Annotated in this window: 22 protein-coding genes; 19 read left to right on the top strand and 3 right to left on the bottom strand. The window is 52.8% G+C overall.

Features of this window, described 5'->3' with window-relative positions:
- Positions 1–93: 93 nt before the first annotated feature.
- Positions 94–687, top strand: a complete 594-nt coding sequence (locus tag B6A39_RS15815) for an exopolysaccharide biosynthesis protein (RefSeq protein ID WP_083007174.1) — start codon at positions 94–96, stop codon at positions 685–687.
- A 17-nt stretch (positions 688–704) separates the two neighbouring features.
- Here the strand turns inward: B6A39_RS15815 and B6A39_RS18995 are convergent, their stop codons facing one another.
- A complete protein-coding gene (locus tag B6A39_RS18995) occupies positions 705–851 on the bottom strand; it encodes a hypothetical protein (protein ID WP_198036799.1) in 147 nt (48 codons plus the stop codon).
- Here B6A39_RS18995 and B6A39_RS15810 point away from each other — a divergent pair.
- Positions 842–1,414 (top strand): YqhA family protein, encoded by a 573-nt coding sequence (locus B6A39_RS15810; RefSeq protein ID WP_083007934.1) that lies wholly within the window; start codon positions 842–844, stop codon positions 1,412–1,414. The genes B6A39_RS18995 and B6A39_RS15810 overlap by 10 nt on opposite strands.
- An 82-nt stretch (positions 1,415–1,496) precedes the next feature.
- Here the strand turns inward: B6A39_RS15810 and B6A39_RS15805 are convergent, their stop codons facing one another.
- On the bottom strand, positions 1,497–2,498 hold the full coding sequence (locus tag B6A39_RS15805) for a serine hydrolase domain-containing protein (RefSeq protein WP_083007172.1): 1,002 nt from the start codon (positions 2,496–2,498) through the stop codon (positions 1,497–1,499).
- Positions 2,499–2,947: 449 nt separating this feature from the next.
- Positions 2,948–3,277, bottom strand: coding sequence for a hypothetical protein (locus tag B6A39_RS15795; RefSeq protein WP_083007169.1), 330 nt, complete (start codon positions 3,275–3,277; stop codon positions 2,948–2,950).
- Between the two features lie 384 nt (positions 3,278–3,661).
- On the opposite strand from B6A39_RS15795, the gene fliD (B6A39_RS15790) reads away from it, so the two are divergent.
- The 17 genes from fliD (B6A39_RS15790) (at position 3,662) to B6A39_RS15710 (ending at position 21,088) form a co-directional block, all read left to right on the top strand.
- Positions 3,662–4,993 carry a flagellar filament capping protein FliD gene (fliD, locus tag B6A39_RS15790; RefSeq protein WP_083007167.1) on the top strand — a complete coding sequence of 444 codons (1,332 nt, stop codon included), beginning with the start codon at positions 3,662–3,664 and terminating at the stop codon, positions 4,991–4,993.
- Positions 4,994–5,106: 113 nt separating this feature from the next.
- On the top strand, positions 5,107–6,486 hold the full coding sequence (gene fliD / locus B6A39_RS15785; RefSeq protein WP_083007166.1) for a flagellar filament capping protein FliD: 1,380 nt from the start codon (positions 5,107–5,109) through the stop codon (positions 6,484–6,486).
- A 139-nt stretch (positions 6,487–6,625) separates the two neighbouring features.
- On the top strand, positions 6,626–7,444 hold the full coding sequence (locus tag B6A39_RS15780) for a flagellin N-terminal helical domain-containing protein (RefSeq protein WP_083007165.1): 819 nt from the start codon (positions 6,626–6,628) through the stop codon (positions 7,442–7,444).
- Positions 7,445–8,376: 932 nt separating this feature from the next.
- Positions 8,377–8,970 carry a hypothetical protein gene (locus B6A39_RS15775; protein WP_083007163.1) on the top strand — a complete coding sequence of 198 codons (594 nt, stop codon included), beginning with the start codon at positions 8,377–8,379 and terminating at the stop codon, positions 8,968–8,970.
- 186 nt (positions 8,971–9,156) lie between these two features.
- On the top strand, positions 9,157–9,927 hold the full coding sequence (locus B6A39_RS15770) for an amino acid ABC transporter substrate-binding protein (protein ID WP_083007933.1): 771 nt from the start codon (positions 9,157–9,159) through the stop codon (positions 9,925–9,927).
- Between the two features lie 97 nt (positions 9,928–10,024).
- Complete coding sequence (locus B6A39_RS15765; protein WP_009722797.1) at positions 10,025–10,693, top strand: amino acid ABC transporter permease; 669 nt, start codon at positions 10,025–10,027, stop codon at positions 10,691–10,693.
- Entirely contained in the window at positions 10,690–11,445 is a 756-nt protein-coding gene (locus B6A39_RS15760) for an amino acid ABC transporter ATP-binding protein (protein ID WP_038478397.1), read from the top strand. Before B6A39_RS15765 ends, B6A39_RS15760 begins: the two co-directional genes overlap by 4 nt.
- Positions 11,446–11,723: 278 nt before the next feature.
- A complete protein-coding gene (gene rpsT / locus B6A39_RS15755) occupies positions 11,724–11,990 on the top strand; it encodes a 30S ribosomal protein S20 (RefSeq protein WP_009722795.1) in 267 nt (88 codons plus the stop codon).
- 110 nt (positions 11,991–12,100) lie between these two features.
- Entirely contained in the window at positions 12,101–13,678 is a 1,578-nt protein-coding gene (gene murJ / locus B6A39_RS15750; protein WP_083007162.1) for a murein biosynthesis integral membrane protein MurJ, read from the top strand.
- A 127-nt stretch (positions 13,679–13,805) separates the two neighbouring features.
- Positions 13,806–14,843 carry a bifunctional riboflavin kinase/FAD synthetase gene (ribF, locus tag B6A39_RS15745; RefSeq protein ID WP_083007160.1) on the top strand — a complete coding sequence of 346 codons (1,038 nt, stop codon included), beginning with the start codon at positions 13,806–13,808 and terminating at the stop codon, positions 14,841–14,843.
- Between the two features lie 7 nt (positions 14,844–14,850).
- Positions 14,851–17,682 (top strand): isoleucine--tRNA ligase, encoded by a 2,832-nt coding sequence (gene ileS, locus B6A39_RS15740; protein WP_198036728.1) that lies wholly within the window; start codon positions 14,851–14,853, stop codon positions 17,680–17,682.
- A complete protein-coding gene (lspA, locus tag B6A39_RS15735; protein ID WP_083007157.1) occupies positions 17,675–18,223 on the top strand; it encodes a signal peptidase II in 549 nt (182 codons plus the stop codon). The genes ileS and lspA overlap by 8 nt, the downstream gene beginning before the upstream one ends.
- Before the next feature lie 26 nt (positions 18,224–18,249).
- Complete coding sequence (gene fkpB / locus B6A39_RS15730; protein WP_083007155.1) at positions 18,250–18,693, top strand: FKBP-type peptidyl-prolyl cis-trans isomerase; 444 nt, start codon at positions 18,250–18,252, stop codon at positions 18,691–18,693.
- A 54-nt stretch (positions 18,694–18,747) separates the two neighbouring features.
- On the top strand, positions 18,748–19,728 hold the full coding sequence (ispH, locus tag B6A39_RS15725) for a 4-hydroxy-3-methylbut-2-enyl diphosphate reductase (protein WP_198036727.1): 981 nt from the start codon (positions 18,748–18,750) through the stop codon (positions 19,726–19,728).
- Positions 19,729–19,791: 63 nt separating this feature from the next.
- On the top strand, positions 19,792–20,193 hold the full coding sequence (locus B6A39_RS15720) for a type IV pilin protein (protein WP_009722788.1): 402 nt from the start codon (positions 19,792–19,794) through the stop codon (positions 20,191–20,193).
- Positions 20,194–20,601, top strand: coding sequence for a type IV pilus modification PilV family protein (locus tag B6A39_RS15715; RefSeq protein WP_083007151.1), 408 nt, complete (start codon positions 20,194–20,196; stop codon positions 20,599–20,601).
- A 13-nt stretch (positions 20,602–20,614) separates the two neighbouring features.
- Positions 20,615–21,088, top strand: a complete 474-nt coding sequence (locus B6A39_RS15710; RefSeq protein WP_083007150.1) for a PilW family protein — start codon at positions 20,615–20,617, stop codon at positions 21,086–21,088.
- The last annotated feature ends 26 nt before the right edge of the window (positions 21,089–21,114 follow it).

The raw sequence follows: 21,114 nt of genomic DNA, 5'->3' as shown, positions 1-21,114 counted from the left end.
CGTCGACATAGCCATTGTTATAGCCATTGTTATAGCCATTGAAACAGCTATTGAAACAGCTATTGAAACAGGACATGGAGCGCCAAAACGCCAATGAGTGATATGCAGGATGCATCGAACTTAACCGAATTGATTAACACCATGGAACGAATGGAGCGTGAAAAAGCCAAGGTAAGCGTAGACGACGTGGTGCACGCGGTAGGCAGGCGTTCGTTTGGGCCACTGTTGCTGGTCGCCGGGCTAATTACGCTCGCGCCCATCATCGGTGATATTCCCGGTATGCCAACACTAATGGCGGTGCTGGTAGTGCTCACGTCCGTTCAGTTATTAATCGGCAGGGAAACTTTCTGGTTACCTAAATGGCTGGTAAAACGCTCGATTTCCCGAACCAAATTCGATAAAGCCATTCACTACATGAAGAAGCCAGCCAGCTGGGTGGATAGCTTGCTAGGTGTGCGTCTAGCGTGGATGACCGGTTATATTGGGATACGTGTTACCGCCGTGATGTGCTTACTCATTGCGTTAGCCATGCCACCCATGGAGTTCATTCCGTTCAGTGCTAATGGCGCGGGCTTAGCGCTGACACTGTTCGGTTTAGGCTTAGTGGCCCGCGACGGCATCATGCTTTCGTTGGGTTTTCTACTCACCGGGGTCACCTTTACCGTTGTGTTAATCAACGTGCTATAACACCGCGTACGATTATCCTAGCGTCGCCCAAGTTGGCGACTTTTTACAGGAGTAAGCACGCACCATGTCTGATCCAGTACCGTCTGAACCGTCATCATCAAGCTCGTCGTCACCAAACCCATCATCACCACATTCATCACCACATTCATCTCAGATACATTCATCCCAGACACATTCAGCTCAGCCGCCAGCGCCTAAAACGCCCCACGAACAATCCCCCTGGGAGCGGCGGATTGAAACGGCGCTTTGGAATTCGCGCTTTCTGGTAATGCTGGCGGTAGTGCCAAGCCTGTTAGGCTCACTAATGCTATTTATTGTCGGCACGCTGGATATTTTAACCGTGGTGGGTGACGTACTGCGCTACTACCTGATTGATAGCTCTCAGGATATCCACGACACCCTGGTGCCAGACATCATCATCGCCGTTGATGTGTATTTAATAGCGATTGTGCTGCTGATCTTCGGGCTAGGTATCTATCGGCTGTTTGTTTCCCGGATCGACCAAGCAGAAGTGCGCTACCCCAAGCATCCGTTTAACGTAGGGTCGCTGGATCAACTCAAGGACAAAATTGCCCGCGTGGTGATTTTGGCGGTGATTATTGAGTTTTTCCGCGCCGTTGTGGATATCCGTTTCACGACGCCGCTGGAAGCCATCTATCTCGCGCTTTCGGTGCTGGCGCTTGCCGCAGCGCTATATCTGATGAGCCTTGGCCATAAAGACGAGTAAATAAGAACTAAGTAAGTAAGAATGAGTAAGTAAGAGTGAGTAAGTAAGAATGAGTAGAAACGAGCCGCTACTCACCTTTTGGCTATTCATCTTCTAGTAAGCCAACCACTAACTGGTTTAACTGTTGCTGAAACTGCCCGCCAGGTGAAGGCGGCGTTGGGTCGGAGGTGATCACCACGGTCATCTCCCGCTCGGGAATCACATAAAGCGCTTGGCCACCGTATCCTCGCCCGTACATTACGGGCTCCTGCGCCAAAGTGGTGATAAACCATCCGTAGCCGTAACCATCGCCTGTCCAGGGCGATTGACCTCTCGGCGTCCACGACGCCTCTACCCAGCCTTCTGGTAATACTCGCTTGCCATCGACCATGCCGTCATTGCGATAAAGCTCGCCTACTTCCACAAGCGCTCTTGGGGAAAGCTGCATATCGTTGCCCCCAAAGTAAATACCTTGGGGGTCTTGCGGCCAGGCAGGAATCGCAATGTCCAGGGGTTCGCCAAGCAGGCGCTGGGCAAGGGCATGAGTACTTTCACCGCATGCCTGGGTCAGCGCCGCAGAGAGTAAATGGCTAGTGCCAGTGGAGTAGAGCATGCGACCACCGGGCTCATCAACAAACGGACGGGTGAGCGCATCGTTCACCCAGTGGTTACTTGCGACCCAGGCGCCATAGTTGCTGCCCGATGTACGCTCTAGGCCTGCTTGTAAGGCAAGCAGATGCGCCACGGTAATATCATTGACCTGTGGGTCTATGCCGCTAGGGAGTTGGCCTAACAGGTCTGCTAAGGGCTGCTCGGTAGACGCAATAATGCCGTCTTCAATGGCCGCGCCAGTAATAGCGGCTAGCACGGTTTTAGAAAGCGACTTGATGTTGGCGGGTGTCGCCGGTCCAGGGCCGCCTTGATGACGTTCGTGAACAATATCGCCTCGGTAAGCGACCACCACCGTATGTACACGGCTAAGCGCTCCTGCTTTTTGATCAAGGGCTTGCAGCACCTCAGCCGATGGTTGGCTTGCTAAGGCAAACGTAGGAAAAAACCACGACATGGTGAAGGTAAGCAGTAGAGGGAGTGCAGGGCTACGCATTGATGGACCTTCCAAGATAAAAATTGACTCATCATTATACGAATCAGGGGTCTTGATAGATAAGTATCGTATAAGGTTCGAGGCGATAAGCGACAGGAGGTTCAATAAAAGGCAAGTTGACCCTAGCAAGGGTAAATTACGCAAACATAACCAATTACTGCTAGGCTTGGGGTGTTATTTCAAAGGTAAGCATCCTGTTGCCTTCCTTGAAACAGAAATGTATGAAAAAGCCCTAAACGCAAAAGCAAGGAGTGCCGTTATGCGTAACATCATCTATATTATTGGTCTAATCGTTGTTGTGCTGTTTATTCTATCGCTGCTTGGACTGCGTTAAGCACACCGCGCCAATAAAAAAGCGCCCGCAGCCCCTTTATCAAGGGCCTGCGGGCGCTTTGTGTTTAGAGCGTCGTCTTAATTTTTCAATGCCGTGGCGTTCAGAGCAAGCGCAATTACGCGCAGTCGGCAGCACCCTGGCCAAACATATCAAACATTAACTCTCGTCCCATGGACGTCAGTACGAAGCGGTCATAATCATTAAATTCAGCGGCACCGCTCTCTTCAAGTACCCGTTGGCATGTTTTCCAATTAGGGCAATGACCATTCAACTGAGCCAGTTCGCGCCGGGCAAGGCCGCGCTGGGGCAACGTAATGGTTTCGAGTACATGGCCGTTATCGTAAAGCAGCTCGGCAACGGTAGAAAGACAGTGGCGTAGGCTACGCTGCACATGATGAGCGGCAGACGCTGCGGTGGATGCGGGTTGTGACACCTCGGAAGGCATAAGTCGTTCTCCTGCAAACGGCCCCAAAATGGGCTTGTTGCAGTGCATTATAAAGCAATGCAGGTGTTAGACCAAGGTCTATAATTCGTTAGTGCCAACGCAACCGCTGACCTTTTCCTGACATGTTCTTGTCATCCAGTTAATTCACGATGTAAGTCACTAGAGAACAGGCAGAAAAGCGTTAATCCCAATGGGTGGGTTTATGCCTTTTTAAGTTGTATAAAAGCGTCATCTTTTACAATTAATTACTTTTTAGTACGTAAAAAAAGCCAAATAAGCTCAAGTCTGGGCTTTAATGGTCGATAGTATTAAATAATAAATCACATTCTTACGTATGAGCAGCGCCAGCATGTTGGGCGTTTTTTAAAAAAAGGGCAGTAACTTATGGCTTCCATTTCATCACTCGGAGTTGGTTCAGGACTTGATCTCAATGGCTTGTTGGATCAGCTCGAATCAGCTGAGCGTAGTAAGCTCCAGCCCATACAGCAGCAAATCAAAACACAGGAAACGAGGATTTCTGGCTATGGCCAGTTCCAAAGCGCATTGTCGCAGTTTCAAGATGCTGCCAAGGCGCTTAGCGAGCCTGAGTTGTTTGATAGCTTGGCTACTGATGTGCAGGGTGATGCAGTTACTGCGGCCTCCACGTCTTCGGCTACGCCAGGGCGTTATGATATTGAAGTTACCCAGCTTGCCACTGCAGGTAACCTTGCGTCAGCGCGTGTGACTGATCCTCAGGCTGAGCTATCCGGAGTGGAGCAGACGCTTGAGTTGAGTTTTGCTGGGCGCGATGCCATTTCGATGACCATTGAAGCCGGCAGCAGTTTAGAAGCTGTACGAGATACGATTAATGCCAATGCTGACGCTGGCGTATCTGCCTCTATTATTTTTGACGGCACAGATTACCGACTGGCGCTTAGCTCAACAGAAACAGGCGAAGATGCCTCGATCACTGGTTTGACAATGGGAGGGGCGCTTGAAGGCGAAATTTTCAACGCTGGCCAGGATGCACAGTTTAATGTGAATGGTATTCCTATCAGCAGCGCTTCCAATCAAGTAGAAGAAGCGATAGAAGGCGTGACGCTTAGCCTGCAAGAAGGCGATGGTGCAACCAGTACCATCACAATCCAGCGTGATGAAGACACTATTCGTGAGGCCGTCACTGAGTTCGTAGATGCTTTCAATGAGCTTAAGTCCACTATAGGGTCGCTGACGGCGTTTGATACAGCCAGCGGCACATCGGGGGCGTTGAACGGTGAGTCCGCTGTCCGCTCAGTGGAAAACACGCTACGCAGTGTGTTGGCTTCTGGAAGTGAGGGCGGTGAGTTGGCTATGTTGTCAGACCTGGGTATTTCGCTAACCCGTACCGGTACCCTTAGTATTGACGAAGAGCAGCTTAACGAAGTGATTTCCAATGATCGCGGCGAACTAGCTGAATTTTTCGCGGGTGGGGAAGGTGTGACAGGGCTGGCGAGCAATGTGGATACCACGATAGAGCAAATGCTAGACACTAATGGGTTAATTACCACGGCAGTGACTAGTGCTGAGAATCGTATTGAAAGCCTAAACGATCGCTTTGCCCGCGTTGAGACATCAATCGATAGTACTATCTCGCGCTATAGAACCCAGTTTGGGCAGTTGGACTCAATGATATCGCAAATGAATCAGATGTCGGACTATTTGACCCAGCAGTTCAATATTCTAAATGCACAGTCATAAAGGCGTTTACTACCACAACGCTAACGAAAAATATTAAAGTTTGGTGGCTTCCTGCCGATAGGCTAAATCAACACTTGTTGGTTTAGCCTTGTTTTCTGAGGAAGCACCCAGTTATGGCGACGATAACCTCCCTAGGCGTCGGTTCCGGCCTAGATCTTAATGGCTTGGTTGATCAGCTTCGTACCGCTGAGCGCCAGAAGCTAATTCCTATCACGCAGCAAAAAAATCAGCAGCAAACGAAGATTTCGGCGTTTGGTCGTCTTCAGTCTGCATTAGGCCGCTTTCAGGATTCTGTTGTTGCCCTGAATGATGCCAAACTTTTTTCCAGCCAAAAGAGCACTTCCAGCAGCGACGGGGTAAAGGTGACTACCTCCGCTGATGCCACTGCTGGGCGCTATGATATTAATGTTACTCAGTTGGCGAGAGTGGGCAGCATTGCTTCTAATAGCGTGGCAATGGAAACCGTTCTTGCTGAAGTGGACACTACATTAACGCTTGATTTTGGTGCGACCTACCAAAATGGCGTGCTTCAGCCCAGTGCCGAGCCGCTCAGCAGCTACTCCATCACTATTTCAGCAGGCAGCACCCTTGCGACTATTCGCGACCAAATTAATGCTGACCAAAATGCAGGTGTGAGTGCCTCGATTGTTAATGATGGCACGGGCTACCGCTTGGCGTTAAACAGTAAAGATACCGGTGCAGTTGCCTCGGTTACTGGGTTTTCAGGTGTGGCCGGTTTATCTGCGGATGATGCCACCTATCGTGCAGGCACTGATGCCGCCCTGCAGATGAACGGTATCTCGATTACTAGCGCGAGTAACCGAGTAGAAGGGGCTATTCAAGGAGTAAGTTTGGATCTTACCGCTACCGGCAAAAGTATTGTGGTGATTGAGCGCGATACTGAAGCGCTAAAAGAGGCCATTCAAAACTTCGTTAGCGGCTACAACGAGCTGAAATCTACCTTGAGTCGTTTAACCTTGGCAACGGGAGACCGTGACACCGCTGGTGATTTGGTGGGGGATAACACTGTACGGAGTATAGAAGGAAGGTTGCGGCGAGACTTGCTTACCAGCGTTGAAGATAGCGAACTAGGAGTACTGTCCCAGTTAGGTATTGCACTAGATCGAAGAGGGCGGTTAGAGCTGGATGAAACCAAGCTAGACGCCTTAATTGCTAGTGAGCCTGATGCGTTGTCAGGCTTCTTTGCAGGCACAACCAAGCAAGGTGGCTTAGCTGGTCGTTTAACGGGGGCAATGGATGAGCTGCTGGGCGATAAAGGCCCAATTCAAGGAGCTATAGAAAATGCTGAAAAACGGATGGCGCGGTTAGATGATCGTTTTATACGCAGTGAAGCGATGATTGAGCGGACCGTAAGCCGTTATCGCACTCAATTTGCTCAGTTGGACGTTATGTTGGGGCAGATGAACGGCATGAGTATGTATCTGACTCAGCAGTTTGATGCGCTTTCAGCTCAAACCGTACGTAAGCGCTAGTTTTTTGTTACAAACTTTTACAATAATTTTTTATCAGAATACTAAAGAAAACGAATGATGGGCCGTTAATTAATATACCGGCGCGACAAACGCCGCCAAGCGGGCCTCGTGGCCAATCAAACGTTGAGGAGTATCAACTATGTCAGTTATCAATACCAACATCACTGCGCTGATCGGCCAGAACAACCTGAACAAGTCTCAGTCTGCCCAGCAAACCTCGATGGAGCGTCTCTCCTCTGGTCTGCGTATTAACAGCGCCAAGGATGATGCGGCTGGTCAAGCCATCGCCAACCGTATGACTGCCCAAGTTACTGGGATGAATCAAGCTAGCCGTAACGCTAATGACGGCATTTCCATGGTGCAGACCATGGAAGGCGGTTTGAACCAGATAAATGATAACTTGCAGCGTATCCGTGAACTTGCGGTTCAGGCATCAAGTGACACTAATACAGCTGACGATCGCACCTCAATCCAAACTGAAATTGCTCAGCGTATTGAAGAGATCGATCGTGTCGCTAATAGCAATAATTTCAACAAAACACCTCTTCTAAATGTTGCAGCCGATCTGGATATTCAAGTTGGTGCGAGCAATACTGCTAACGATAGAATTACCGTTAGTAGTATTGATGCCCAGGCTGCAGCGCTGGGGGTTGATGGTGTAACTGTGGCTACCAAGGCAGATGCTCAAACTGCAATCGATTCAGTAGATACCGCACTTGATACTATCAATACAGCACGCTCTACTCTTGGTGCTAAGTTGAATCGTTTCGATTCTGTGATTGAGAACTTGGCGACTACTTCAACCAACCTCACTGCTGCCCGGTCTCGTATTGAGGATGCAGACTACGCCTCAGAAGTTTCAAATATGACTCGCGCTAATATCCTGCAGCAGGCCGGTACTTCTATCCTGGCGCAGGCCAACCAGACTCCGCAGTCTGTGCTGTCTCTGTTGGGTTAATCTGAGACTTGATGATAGGGTGAATGCTCTATCGCTAAGTGCTATGAACCGGCTCCCTTTGGGGGGTCGGTTTTTTATTGAGGTGATAATACCGAACACCAGCAGGTGAGCGAGGAGCGATGTTGGGGTAGCTGACACCCGCCACTCACAGAGGTTACGTCCCAGGTTCGCCATTCCCGCATGCCCTTAGCGGGAATCCATGGTGAGGCAGGCAGCTGAGTATTATTGGTAAAAGGTCAGAATGGATTCCCGATAACCCCACTCGGGAATGACGGTGCGGTGCATACGCAAGTGATGTTGGTTAGCTGAACACCCGCCACTCACAGAGGTTACGCCCCAGGTTCGTCATTCCCGCATGCCCTTAGCGGGAATCCATGGTGAGGCAGGTAGTTGAGTATTATCGGGCAAAGGTCAAAATGGATTCCCGATAACCCCACTCGGGAATGACGGTGCGGTGGGTTACTCGGGCATGGCGGTGTGTTGCATACGCGAGCGATGTTGAGGTAGCTGAACACCCGCCACTCGCAGAGGTTACGCCCCAGGTCCGTCATTCCCGCATGTCCTTAGCGGGAATCCATGGTGAGGCAGGCAGCTGAGTTTTATCGGGCAAAGGTCAAAATGGATTCCCGATAACCCCACTCGGGAATGGCGGTGTGGTGGGGGGGGGCTCGGGCATGGTGTGGTGGTTTACTCGGGAATAACGGTGCGGTGGGTTACTCGGGCATAACGGTGCAGTGGGTTACTCGGGCATGAAGGTGCGGAGGTATACTCGGGTATAGCGGTGTGTTGCATACGTGAGCGATGTTGGGGTAGCTTCAAAAGCCGCTATAGACCAAGGGAGCTTGTGGTGACGCGCTTATCTAGCATAATTCACTTGGCCGGTTCACTTTTGGCCGTGCTGGCAAAAATAGGGTAAGGATAATAAACATAGTATGGATACGTATACGCTCACGCTAGTGGTGGCGATTGGTACGATGTGGGTTAGCCTTACCTGTGGCTTTGTCGCTATGTATTTGATCCTTAGCGATGAGTTTAGAGGCGCTTCCCAGCCTGCTGATCGGCCCAGAAAGCTTTCGATGGGCGCGAAAGCGGAAGATATTCCCACGCTGGTGAATGAGAGCGATGCTTCTTGGGGCGTGCAGGTGCTGTTTGAAACGCCATCCCCTGGGCTAAATGAGCGCTTAAGCGTAGCGCTGGCATCGGCGGGAGCGGTGTATGAGCCTAGTGCGAAATCTTTTACGGTGATGGGGGAGTCTTCACGTAACCCTATTGTGATTGAAAACGCCTTTCCTCCTGGGCAGCTTCCTTCGTTTACTGATGATAATAGCCAGTACTTAATTAAGGGCGTCACTATTAAGGTGAATGAGAGTGGTCGCTCCCTTTCGCCCAGCAAGCTTCAGCTTGCGCGGTTGGTTTCTCTTGCCAAATCATTGGCCCGTTTAGGCGGCAAGGTGGTTGACGCCAATCAGCAGCCGATCACCAAGGCAGGGTTTAAAGCCGTTATTTCTGGTAAGGCCAAGGTTTAGCCATCTGAGGCATCACTATAGCACCACCAGTTGCCCCTAAATTCCAAAAAACACTAAGAAAGCTGTTTATTATTTCTTTTTTGCTGGTATCTTGGCCTCATCGCACTGGTAGATATTCGACGAACGTCGCAACCGGTGCCCACGTTTAAAGCAGGGTGCTTCGGTGCCCTAGAGGGGAAAATGAATATGGCGAATGTGAGCCGTTGGAAAAAAGCCGTTGCCGTTCTTTCGCTTAGCGTTGTGGGTGGTGTGCTGTCTGCCGCTGCTTATGCAGATACGCTGCGAGTCGGCATGTCTGGGGGGTATTTCCCCTTTACGTTTGTTGAGCAAAACGAACTGAAAGGCTTTGAAGTCGATGTTATGAACGCCGTTGGTGATGTGACTGGCGATGAGATTGAGTTCGTGACAGCAAGCTTCTCTGGCTTGGCGGGCATGTTGGAGTCTGGGCGCATTGATACCATTGCTAACCAGATTACCATTACCGATGAGCGCAAAGCGAAGTACGCCTTCACCGAGCCGTATGTTTACGATGGTGCCCAGGTTGTTGTGCGGGCAGGTAATGACACTATTCAGGGGGTTGAAGATTTATCCGGCAAAAGCGTAGCGGTGAACCTGGGATCTAATTACGAGCAGTTGCTGCGTGAACAGCCTAATGCCGATGAGATCGATATCCGTACTTACGAATCCAACGTCGAGCAGGATGTGGCGCTTGGCCGTGTGGATGCGTTTGTGATGGATCGCGTTAGCGCCAGTCAGGTGATCAGCGAACGCGGTTTGCCGCTTTCCTTGGCTGGCCAGCCGTTCACTATCATAGAAAACGCGCTGCCGTTCCGTGATGATGAAGAGGGGCGTGCTCAGCGTGATCGCGTAGGCGCCGCTTTGGAAGAGCTGCGTGAAAACGGCACGTTAGGTGAAATATCGCGGAAATGGTTCGATACTGATATCACTCAGCCATAATCGCGGCTTTTACTTCGTGACGGCTATCTTTAGATTGCGGCCGTGGCAATGCCACGGCCGTTTTGCTTATTGCGACTAAGCTAACGTTGGAATAACCATGCTGAATGTGGAGTATATGTGGGGCCTGTTGCCGGTCCTACTGAGCTATTTACCGTTAACGCTACAGATGGCGAGTATCGCCATGGTGTTTGCGTTGATTATTGCCTGCCTCTTGGCGGTCATTCGGGTGTCGCGGGTGCCAGTGTTGAACGGCGCGGCGCTGCTGTTTATCTCGTTTTTTCGCGGAACGCCGCTATTGGTGCAGCTATTTTTGTTTTATTACGGCTTGCCCCAACTGATTAATGCACTGATTTCCATCAACGGGGTGACCGCCGCGGTGCTGGGTTTAACGCTGCACTTTTCGGCGTATATGGCGGAATCCATTCGTGCGGCAATTGTGGGTATTGACCGCAGCCAGACCGAAGCGGCGCTGTCCATCGGTATGACCCAGTCTCAATTGATGCGACGGATCATTCTGCCCCAAGCCACCCGCGTGGCGACGCCAACGCTGATGAACTACTTCATCGATATGATTAAAGCGACATCTCTGGCATTTACCCTGGGGGTGACCGAAATGATGGGCGCTACCCAAAAAGAGGCTTCTGGAAGCTTTCTCTATCTGGAAGCATTTCTGCTGGTGGCGATTATTTACTGGGTGGTGGTGGAAGCGCTTTCCTGGGGCCAGCGCCGTCTGGAAACGTATCTGAATAAGGCGTACCAGCGATGATTACCCTCGAATCTGTCAGTAAGCGTTTTGGCCAGCAGCCAGTATTTACCGACGTTGATTTGCACCTGGAACAGGGTGAAATTATCGTCATTATTGGTCCCTCGGGTACCGGTAAGTCAACGCTGTTGCGCTGTATTAACTTTCTGGAACGCCCAGAGGCGGGACACATCACGGTAGGCGATTTAAGAGTCGATGCCCGACGTGCCAGTCGTGCCGATATTCTGGCACTACGCCGACGAACTGCTTTCGTGTTTCAGAACTATGGGCTGTTTGCTAACAAAACGGCGTTAGAAAATATCAGCGAAGGCATGATTGTCGTGGATAAACTGCCTAAGGCTCAGGCGCACGCTAGGGCAAGGGAGATTTTAGAGCGCATTGGCTTGGCCGATAAGGCGGATGCTTACCCAGCATCGCTTTCTGGTGGCCAACAACAGCGGGTAGGTATTGGGCGTGCGATGGCCGCGAATGCCGATGTTATTCTATTCGACGAGCCAACCTCATCGCTGGACCCACAATGGGTGGAAGAGGTGCTGAGCTTAATGAAGCAGCTCGCCGCTGAACAGCAAACCATGATTGTGGTGACCCATGAAATGCAGTTCGCCAGAGACGTCGCCGACCGGGTAGTGTTTATGGATGAAGGGCAAATTGTCGAACAAGGGCCGCCCGAAGCGCTGTTCACCAATCCTCAAGATGAGCGGACGCGGCGTTTTCTGCGCAAAATTCTTGCACCAACGGGGCAGGCATTGCCTTAGCGGGTGAGTAGCGATCCGTGCGGGAAAAGCATTGACAAGCGCTGGCAAGCCCGCTTAACGCGTGATAGACTACGCCATCCTCTCAGACAAGACCCGTGGACGGGCAGATTTTGAACTGCTCGTTACACTATTTGGCAGTATTTTAATTGCTTCCAAATCAATTGGTTATTGTGGAAAGATTCTGACGGAAATGTCGTGTCCTTGCCCACGCAAACCGACAAACACATAGTTAATCCGTTGCCGTTTATTGGCAACCTTTATTCTCCAAGGAGATACCTGTGGCGAACAGCAAGCAAGCACGCAAGCGCGCCCGCCAGGCCGAGACTCGTCGCGTCCTGAAAGCCAGCCAGCGCAGCATGGTCCGCACCTACATCAAGCGTGTGATCAAAGCGATCAGCACCGGCGATCATGGCAAAGCGATGGAAGAGTTCCGGGCAATGCAGCCGGTTGTCGACCGCATCGCTGATAAAGACGTTCTTTCTAAGAAGAAAGCTGCACGTCTGAAAAGCCGCTTGAACAAGCGCATTAAGGCTCTGGCGGCGTAAGCCGGCAGGCGCCATAAAAAAAACCGGCTGCGGCCGGTTTTTTTGTGTCTATACGTCGCGTTGCCCGCGGCGACGTTGGATCTCTTGTTTTAGTTGCTATGGATTGAGTGATGACCGCCAACACGCCACCGCAAGCAAACATGTCGCCCCCGCGCCGCGGGCTGATGCGCTCTGGGTTAGTGGTCAGTGCCATGACCATGTTGTCGCGTGTGATGGGGTTGGTGCGCGATGTGGTGGTGGCTACCTTTTTGGGGGCGGGAAGCGGGGCCGATGCGTTCTTCGTTGCGTTTAAAATCCCTAACTTTCTGCGCCGTTTGTTTGCCGAAGGGGCGTTTAACCAAGCCTTTGTGCCGGTGCTTTCAGAGTACTCAACCCAGCGCAGTAAGCAGGAAATTCGCGAGCTGCTGAATGCGGTAGCGGGCAGCCTGACGGCTATTTTGGCGCTAATAACAGCGTTGGCGATGCTGGGCGCCCCGTGGCTGGTGTGGGTGTTTGCCCCTGGCTTCGGGCGCGACCCCGAAAAGTTGGCCATGACTGCCGACATGCTACGCCTGACGTTTCCCTATTTGCTGCTGATTTCGTTAACCGCTTTTTCGGGTAGTGTGCTGAACACCTGGAACCGCTTTGCGGTGCCCGCGTTCACCCCCGTGCTGCTGAATATGTCGCTGATTGGCGCGGCGCTACTATTAATGCCGTTAATGGAAGAACCCGCCATGGCGCTAGCCTGGGGGGTGTTGATTGCGGGTGCTGCCCAGTTAGCGTTTCAGGTGCCGTTTTTGCTGCGTCTTGGGTTGCTGCCGACCCCGTGGCCAAATTTTGCCCACGAAGGCGTGAAGCGCATCCTGAAGCTCATGGCTCCTGCGCTGTTTGGCGTATCGGTATCGCAAATTAACTTGCTACTGGATACGGTGCTGGCCTCGTTGTTAACGGCGGGCAGCGTGTCTTGGCTGTACTACTCGGATAGGTTGGTCGAACTTCCGCTTGGGGTTTTCGGTGTGGCGATTGGCACCATTATCTTGCCTGCGCTTTCCAAACGTCATGCGGAGCAGTCCACCGAACACTTTTCTGCAATGCTAGACTGGGCCATTCGCGTCGTACTGCTGCTGGGTGTGCCCGCCGCGCTGGCACTGGCCGTACTCGCAGAACCGTTTTTGATTACCTTGTTCCACTACGGGGCAATGACCGATACCGATATTCAAATGGCCGCCATGAGCCTGCGCGCGTACGCCTTTGGATTGGTGGCATTTATGCTGATCAAGGTATTAGCACCGGGCTTCTTTGCCCGTCAGGATACTAAAACACCGGTTAAAGTAGGCATTATTGCCATGGTGGCTAACATGGTGTTCAACCTGCTGTTAATTTGGCCGCTTGCTCACGCAGGCTTGGCATTGGCGACCGCGCTTTCAGCATTTTTAAATGCTGGGTTGCTGGGATATTTGCTCTATCGCCAGAAGGTATTGGTCTTTCAGCCGGGATGGGGACGCTACGCAGTACAACTGGTGGGCGGTAGCGCGTTGATGAGTATTGCGCTTTATCTGGCTGCTCCCGACTGGCAGGAGTGGCTTGATTTTGAACTGTGGCAGCGCATTCGCTGGGTAGCAGGGTTAGTCGTGCTGGGTGGCGGGCTTTATTTTGCCTGGCTGACCGCGCTTGGCCTGCGGCTGCGTCACTTTAAGATGAATAGCTGATGCGCCAACAGGCAGCGTTAGGGTGAAAAAAGGTGATGCCAGGGCTAACGTAATCTTACCCTGCACCTGATCAGCGCGTTCGTTATAATCAAACGCTTTTAAAAAAGGCTTTTAAAAAAGAGGTGCCATGCACGTCATTCGAGGTCTGCACAATCTGACAGCGGCTCATCGGGGCTGCGTTGCCACCATCGGTAATTTTGATGGTGTGCATCGCGGCCATCAGGCGATCCTGCAGCAGTGCCGTGAGCATTCGGCGCGTTTGAAGGTGCCGTTGACCGTGGTGGTGTTTGAGCCTCAGCCGCGGGAGTTTTTTGCCGGTGATCAAGCGCCGCCGCGGCTTACCCGCCTGCGTGAAAAAGTTCGCTTGCTGCGTGATCATGGTGCCGAACAGGTGCTGTGCCTGCCTTTCAACGATGCCTTACGCAGCCTGACCGGGCGCGAGTTTATCGATCAAGTGCTAATTAAGGGCTTGGGGGTGAAGCATCTGGTGGTGGGCGACGACTTCCGCTTTGGTTGCGACCGCCGTGGCGACTTCACCTTGCTTGAAACTGTCGGGCAGGTGGAAGGATTTGGTGTAGAGCACACACGCACCTTTAAAGTTGATGACGAGCGGGTATCCAGTACACGCGTGCGTACTTTGCTGGCGAGCGGTAACTTTGACGTGGCTGCACGCCTGCTTGGCAGGTCATATTCACTGCATGGCCGTGTGGTACGCGACCAGCAGCTAGGGCGCACCATTGGTGTGCCCACTGCCAACCTGCCGCTGTTGCCTCAGCCATTAACGCTGCGTGGCGTGTTTGCTGTGGTGGCCGAGCTGGCTAACGGGCAGCGCTACCCCGCCGTGGCGAATGTTGGCTTTCGGCCAACGGTGGGGTCTAAGCGCCCCACGCTGGAAGTTCATCTGTTGGAATTTTCAGGCGACCTTTATGGTCAGCGGCTGACGGTTTACCCCTGCGCGCGTTTGCGCGGGGAAGTGAAATTTGACGACTTTGATGCGCTAAAAACGCAAATTGAACACGATCAAGCCAGAGCGCGCCGCTACTTTGCAGCAGCGGGTGCTGGCTGCATGAATTCTCTTCCGCTGGCCTCGGCCCCGCTTGGGCGTGAGACCGCTTCTTCTGATTTCTCTTCGGCGGATAACGCCGCCGATGCTAACGACGGCTGACCGGACTATGGATTATAAGCACACGCTAAACTTGCCAGAAACCGACTTTCCTATGCGCGGCATGCTGCCGAAGCAGGAGCCAGGGCGCGTTTCTAAATGGCAGGATATGAACCTATACCAGCGCTTGCGCGATGCCCGCGCGGGTGCGCCGCTGTTTGTTCTGCACGATGGCCCTCCCTACGCCAACGGCAGTATCCATATTGGTCACGCTCTCAATAAAATCCTTAAAGACATTATTGTTAAGTCGAAGAATCTGGCAGGCTTTGATGCCCCTTACGTGCCGGGCTGGGATTGCCACGGTTTGCCTATTGAGCACAAGGTAGAAACCACCCACGGTAAACATTTGGCCGCGGATAAAGCCCGCGAGCTTTGCCGTGAATATGCCGGCGCGCAGATCGAAACGCAGCTAGCGGACTTTGTTCGTCTGGGGATCATCGGTGATTGGGACCACCCTTACCGCACAATGGATTATGCCAATGAAGCAGGCGAAATCCGTGCCTTGGCGGAAATGGTGGATGCGGGTTACGTGTTCAAAGGCTTAAAGCCGGTTAACTGGTGCTTTGATTGTGGCTCGGCCCTTGCTGAGGCGGAAGTTGAATACGCCGATAAAAAATCCGACGCGATCGACGTCGCTTTCCCGGTAGAGGATACCGACAAGCTAGCGGCGGCCTTTGGCCTAAGCGAATTGCCCAAGCCTGCGGCTGTTGTGATCTGGACCACCACGCCTTGGACAATCCCCGCTAACCAGGCGTTGAACGTTCACCCTGAGTTTACTTACGCGCTTGTGGATACCGGTGAACGTCTGCTGCTGCTCGCAGAAGAGCTGGTAGAAAGCTGTTTAGAGCGCTTTGGACTGTCGGGCAGCGTAATCGCTACTGCGCAAGGCACAGCGCTTGACCTGATCAACTTCCGTCATCCGTTCTATGACCGCCTCTCGCCGGTTTACCTAGCGGATTACGTTGAGTCCGAAGTGGGCAGTACGGGCATCGTTCACTCAGCGCCTTCTTACGGTATGGATGACTTTATCACCTGCCGTGAGCATGACATGAGCTTTGACGACATGCTTAACCCTGTGCAAGGGAACGGTGTCTACGCCGATGATCTGCCGTTCTTCGGCGGCCAGATGATTTGGAAAGCTAACCCGCATATCGTTGAGAAGCTGCGCGAGGTTAATGCGCTAATGGCGCACACGCCCATTAAACATAGCTATATGCACTGCTGGCGCCATAAGTCCCCGGTGATTTATCGTGCCACCGCCCAGTGGTTTGTGGGCATGGATATCAAAGGTAAAGACGGCAAAACCCTGCGCGAGCGGGCGTTGGAAGGCATCGAAGCCACCGAGTTCACCCCCGCGTGGGGCAAGGCGCGTCTGCATAGCATGATCGCTAATCGTCCGGATTGGTGTATCTCTCGCCAGCGCAACTGGGGCGTGCCGATTCCGTTCTTCTTGCATAAGCAAACGGGCGAGCTGCACCCCAACACGGTTGAACTGATGGGAGAGGCGGCTAAGCGCGTCGAGCAAGAGGGCATTGAGGCGTGGTTTAAACTCGAACCTGCCGAGCTACTCGGTGCCGAAGCCGCCGAGTACGACAAAGTCACCGATACATTGGATGTCTGGTTTGACTCCGGTTCCACGCATCGTCATGTGCTACGTGGCTCGCATCCTCATGGCCATGAAAGTGGCCCGCGTGCTGATTTGTACCTGGAAGGCTCGGACCAGCACCGTGGCTGGTTCCATTCGTCGCTACTGACCGGATCTGCGATTGATGGTCATGCGCCATATCGTCAGCTGCTAACCCATGGCTTTACCGTCGATTCACAGGGCCGTAAGCAGTCCAAATCGCTGGGGAATGTGGTCGCGCCGCAAAGCGTGATGGATAAGTTGGGCGCTGATATTTTGCGCCTTTGGGTCGCGTCTACCGACTACTCCGGTGAAATGGCGGTGTCTGACGAAATCTTGAAGCGTACCGCCGATGTGTATCGTCGTATCCGTAACACTGCACGCTTTTTGCTTTCTAACTTGAATGGTTTCGATCCGGCAAACGATCAGGTGGCCTTTGGCGATATGTTGGCGCTGGATCAGTGGGTGGTTGACCGTGCGGCACAGCTGCAAGGGCGCATCGAAAAAGCCTACGAAGAGTACCGTTTCCTGGATGTGTATCAGCAGGTACATGGTTTCTGCGCACGGGAATTAGGTGGTTTCTACCTGGATGTCATCAAAGACCGCCAGTACACCACCCAAACAGATTCGCTCGCCCGCCGCAGCGCGCAAACCGCGCTTTATCATGTGGTTGAAGCGCTGAGCCGCTGGGTTGCGCCGATTCTGTCGTTTACCGCTGAGGAGATCTACGAGCATATTCCCGGCAAACGTGGCGACAGCGTACTGCTGGAAACTTACTACACTGGGCTTGGCACCTTAGATGATGGCGCTGAGCTGGGCCGCGCCTTCTGGGAGCAGGTGCTGGAAGTTAAGCATTCGGTGAACAAGTGCTTAGAAGACGCCCGTAATGCCAAAGTCATCAAAGGTAGCTTGGCGGCGGAAGTCACGCTTTACGTGAGCGACGAACTGAACGCTACGCTGTCCAAGTTGGGCGACGAGCTGCGCTTCGTGATGCTCACCAGTGAAGTTCATCTAGCGCCGCTAGCGGATGCCGCCAATGCAGAAAGCACCGAGCTTGACGGCTTGAAAGTGGCGGTTAGCGGAAGCGAACACCAGAAGTGCGAGCGCTGCTGGCACCATCGGGCTGATGTAGGCACCCACGCTGAGCATTCCGACCTGTGTGGTCGCTGTATCAGCAATCTTCCAGAAGGCAGCGGCGAGATTCGTTACTATGCCTAACACTGCGTCAACCACCAATGATCCACACCAGCGGCCGCCGATGCGGCGGCCGCTGCGCTGGCTGTGGCTAGCGGTGGCGATTATCGTGTTAGATTTGCTAACAAAATACACCGCCAGCCATTTTTTGAATTACGCCCAGCCCGTTGAGGTGCTGCCGTTTTTCAACCTGACGCTACTGCACAATACAGGCGCTGCGTTCAGCTTTTTAGCGGACCACCCCGGCTGGCAGCGCTGGTTTTTTGCGCTGATTGCCATTGGTGCCAGCATTGGCTTAACCGTTTGGCTTTCCCGCGTTAGGGCGGATGAAAAACTGCTGGCCGTGGCGTTGCCGCTGATTATTGGCGGTGCCCTGGGTAATCTGTATGACCGTTTAGTACATGGCTATGTGGTGGATTTCTTATCGTTCCATGCCGCTGGTTGGTACTATCCTGCCTTTAATGTGGCGGATATCGGCATTACGCTGGGAGCGGTGGCGTTAATTTGGGAGTCGATAATGGGTGATCGACGTCGTAAGAAAGCCGCGCTACAGCAGCGTGATTGAAAGCATAGAGTGACGAGTGAGGAACCATGGACTACCTAATTGATGATGGTATGGAGATTACCCTGCACTTCACGCTGAAGCTGGAAGATGGCACGGTAGTCGATTCCACCAAAGAGAAAGCCCCGGCGACGTTCCAGTATGGCGACGGTAACTTGCCCCCTGGTTTCGAACACCCGATTAAAGGGATGGCCGCAGGTCAGAGCGGAGCGTTTCAAATCACACCTGAGCACTCCTTTGGGCAGCATAACCCGCAAAATATTCAAACGCTGAAGCGCGCCGATTTCGGCGATGAAGCGCCAGAAATCGGTATGGTGATGTCATTTGCCGATAAAGCGGGAACGGAATTGCCTGGCGTGGTCAAAACCATAGATGGCGACCGTGTGGAAGTGGACTTTAACCATCCGCTTGCAGGTCGCACATTGACGTTTGAAGTCGATGTGCTGAACGTAACGCCCATCACCAAACACTGATTTTAAGCACTCGTTTTCATTTAACAGGCGATGCAATTGCATCAAGGCGCTTTTATGCAGTCATCAGAGTCCTCTCAGCCAATACAGATCAAGCTGGCGAACCCGCGCGGTTTTTGTGCTGGCGTGGATCGCGCGATCGACATCGTCAACCGCGCGCTAGATGTCTTTGGCCCACCCATTTACGTGCGCCACGAGGTAGTACATAACCGCTTTGTGGTTGAAACGTTGCGCGAGCGTGGCGCGGTGTTCGTTGAAGAGCTGCATGAAGTGCCTGACGACGTAATCGTGATTTTCTCGGCTCACGGTGTCTCCCGTGCCGTGCAACAAGAAGCTGAGCAGCGCGGTCTCAAAGTCTTCGATGCAACCTGCCCATTGGTTACCAAAGTGCATTTGGAAGTGTTGCGTTATGCTAAGCGCGGCCAAGAGTGCATTTTGATTGGTCATGAAGGCCATCCGGAAGTCGAAGGCACCATGGGGCGTTACGATACTTCTCACGGTGGCCAGATTTACCTAGTCGAGGATGAGCAGGACGTGGCGAAGTTAGGCGTCAACGATCCGTCAGCGTTGGCGTTTGTGACTCAAACCACGCTCTCGATGGATGACACGGCCAAAGTGATCGATGCGCTGCGGGAAAAGTTCCCAGAGATCCAGGGGCCGCGCAAAGATGATATCTGTTATGCCACTCAAAACCGCCAGGATGCGGTGCGTGAACTGGCGGCGGATAGCGACTTGGTCTTGGTCGTTGGCAGCCCCAATAGCTCCAACTCTAATCGCCTGCGCGAACTTTCCGAGCGGATGGGCACGCCTGCCTATTTAATCGACAATGCCGACCAAATTAAGCCAGCGTGGCTGGAAGGTGTTAGTCGTATTGGGGTCACCGCCGGGGCCAGTGCGCCAGAAGTACTGGTGAAGGGCGTTATCGACAAGCTTCAAACATTTGGCGCAGAGGTGCCTGTTGAGCTTCAGGGCCGCGAGGAAAATATTACCTTCTCTATGCCGAGAGAGCTGCGTGAGCAAGTGATTGTAAGCGACTAATGCAAAGCGTATCAGTTTGCGACATACTCCGCGTATGGGCCAACTGATACAGGAGCACGCTCAGTGCCTTCACCCTTTGCTAACCGTGCTGGACGCCAGGAAGCTCGCCAGCACGGTTTTACGCTTATTGAGATGCTGATTACCGTCGCTATTATTGGAATAGTGGCAGGCATTGCTTACCCCAGTTATACCCGCTATGTTGAGCGCTCGCTCCGTACTGACGCCCATGCTGGCCTGTTGCAGGCAGCCTCTGAGCTTGAGCGCTGCTACTCCCGCCAATACGCTTATGCTGACTGTTCGTTTACTCCCGCCTCTCCCGATGGCAACTACTCTATTACCGTCGCCGACGGCAGTGAAGATGATGGTGGTTTTTTACTGACGGCGACAACCTCGCAAACCGATGGCTGTGAAAGCGATATTCAATTTAATGCGCGGGGCGAGCGTCTGCCTGAGGCGTGCTGGTAAATGGGCAGGCAAAACGGCCTTTCGCTAATTGAGGCGCTTATCGCGCTGGTGATTTTAGCGTTTGGGCTAATAGGCGTCGCCGCGATGCAGGTGAAGGCACTGCAAAGCGCCAGCGCTGGTTATACGCAGTCGCTGGCTAACGTCGCAGCGGTAGATGCCCAAGAGCGAGTGTGGGCAGCGCTTTCTTCGTACCAAGACTGTGACACGATTCCGTTGGCCACGATTGAGTCTGCATGGCTTAGCCATTGGTTTGCAGGGCAATCGGCGACGCTTGGTCATACCCAGGGGCAAGAGAGTCGTATCGACCGGCAAGGCTGCCAGTTTGATGCAGTTGTGCGTCTGCGTACTGAGCCCAATGAGCCCCACGATATCTTCAACTACGTGTTCCAACTTCCCAATCAGCCGTAAAGGTAGGCCTGCCATGGATGTGCAGCGCGGTTTTACGTTAACAGAACTACTGGTCGCCATGGTTATTGGTATGGTGGTGATTCTAGGTGCTGGACAGCTTTTCTTAAGCACCTTTCATACGTTTAAGCAGGTAGATCAATTGGGGCGTCATCAGGAAGCGCTTCTTTACGCGGCGACATCGATTACCGACACCCTGCGCAGACAAGGCGCTACCGATTCAAACGGAGCGCCTTTTTTTCGCTTGCAGTGCGTGGTGATTGAGCCTGGCTGTCGCTGCACGGTTCAGGATATGCAGGAGGCTCAGCCGCTGGTCACCTTTGATTATGACGCTGGCGCTAGCTGTGAGCGGGACGAACCGCTTGGAGCACCCGCCACCAATGGAGTTAGCGTGGTATCACTTCCATTAGGTCGGCAAGGGGCCAATATTGATTTCCATGTTACCCATCGAGAGGCTGTGTTGCAGCCTGATTTTTCGGCTAGCCCATGAGATGTATGGAGTGTGAGCAAGGAGGC

This window comes from Halomonas sp. GT, from assembly GCF_002082565.1.
Taxonomy (GTDB): domain Bacteria; phylum Pseudomonadota; class Gammaproteobacteria; order Pseudomonadales; family Halomonadaceae; genus Vreelandella.
The sequence above is the reverse complement of the archived record's forward strand: the minus strand, read 5'-3'. Positions and strand labels throughout refer to the sequence as shown.

Excerpts from the sequence above, each read along its gene's own strand:
- fliD (WP_083007166.1), top strand. The coding sequence starts at position 5,107 with ATGGCGACGATAACCTCCCTAGGCGTCGGTTCCGGCCTAGATCTTAAT.
- B6A39_RS15795 (WP_083007169.1), bottom strand. The coding sequence starts at position 3,277 with ATGCCTTCCGAGGTGTCACAACCCGCATCCACCGCAGCGTCTGCCGCT.
- lspA (WP_083007157.1), top strand. The coding sequence starts at position 17,675 with ATGCCTAACACTGCGTCAACCACCAATGATCCACACCAGCGGCCGCCG.
- fliD (WP_083007167.1), top strand. The coding sequence starts at position 3,662 with ATGGCTTCCATTTCATCACTCGGAGTTGGTTCAGGACTTGATCTCAAT.
- B6A39_RS18995 (WP_198036799.1), bottom strand. The coding sequence starts at position 851 with ATGAATGTATCTGAGATGAATGTGGTGATGAATGTGGTGATGATGGGT.
- B6A39_RS15710 (WP_083007150.1), top strand. The coding sequence starts at position 20,615 with ATGGATGTGCAGCGCGGTTTTACGTTAACAGAACTACTGGTCGCCATG.
- B6A39_RS15760 (WP_038478397.1), top strand. The coding sequence starts at position 10,690 with ATGATTACCCTCGAATCTGTCAGTAAGCGTTTTGGCCAGCAGCCAGTA.
- B6A39_RS15770 (WP_083007933.1), top strand. The coding sequence starts at position 9,157 with ATGGCGAATGTGAGCCGTTGGAAAAAAGCCGTTGCCGTTCTTTCGCTT.
- B6A39_RS15775 (WP_083007163.1), top strand. The coding sequence starts at position 8,377 with ATGGATACGTATACGCTCACGCTAGTGGTGGCGATTGGTACGATGTGG.
- fkpB (WP_083007155.1), top strand. The coding sequence starts at position 18,250 with ATGGACTACCTAATTGATGATGGTATGGAGATTACCCTGCACTTCACG.
- B6A39_RS15815 (WP_083007174.1), top strand. The coding sequence starts at position 94 with ATGAGTGATATGCAGGATGCATCGAACTTAACCGAATTGATTAACACC.
- B6A39_RS15715 (WP_083007151.1), top strand. The coding sequence starts at position 20,194 with ATGGGCAGGCAAAACGGCCTTTCGCTAATTGAGGCGCTTATCGCGCTG.
- murJ (WP_083007162.1), top strand. The coding sequence starts at position 12,101 with ATGACCGCCAACACGCCACCGCAAGCAAACATGTCGCCCCCGCGCCGC.
- B6A39_RS15805 (WP_083007172.1), bottom strand. The coding sequence starts at position 2,498 with ATGCGTAGCCCTGCACTCCCTCTACTGCTTACCTTCACCATGTCGTGG.
- ileS (WP_198036728.1), top strand. The coding sequence starts at position 14,851 with ATGGATTATAAGCACACGCTAAACTTGCCAGAAACCGACTTTCCTATG.
- B6A39_RS15765 (WP_009722797.1), top strand. The coding sequence starts at position 10,025 with ATGCTGAATGTGGAGTATATGTGGGGCCTGTTGCCGGTCCTACTGAGC.
- ribF (WP_083007160.1), top strand. The coding sequence starts at position 13,806 with ATGCACGTCATTCGAGGTCTGCACAATCTGACAGCGGCTCATCGGGGC.
- B6A39_RS15780 (WP_083007165.1), top strand. The coding sequence starts at position 6,626 with ATGTCAGTTATCAATACCAACATCACTGCGCTGATCGGCCAGAACAAC.
- ispH (WP_198036727.1), top strand. The coding sequence starts at position 18,748 with ATGCAGTCATCAGAGTCCTCTCAGCCAATACAGATCAAGCTGGCGAAC.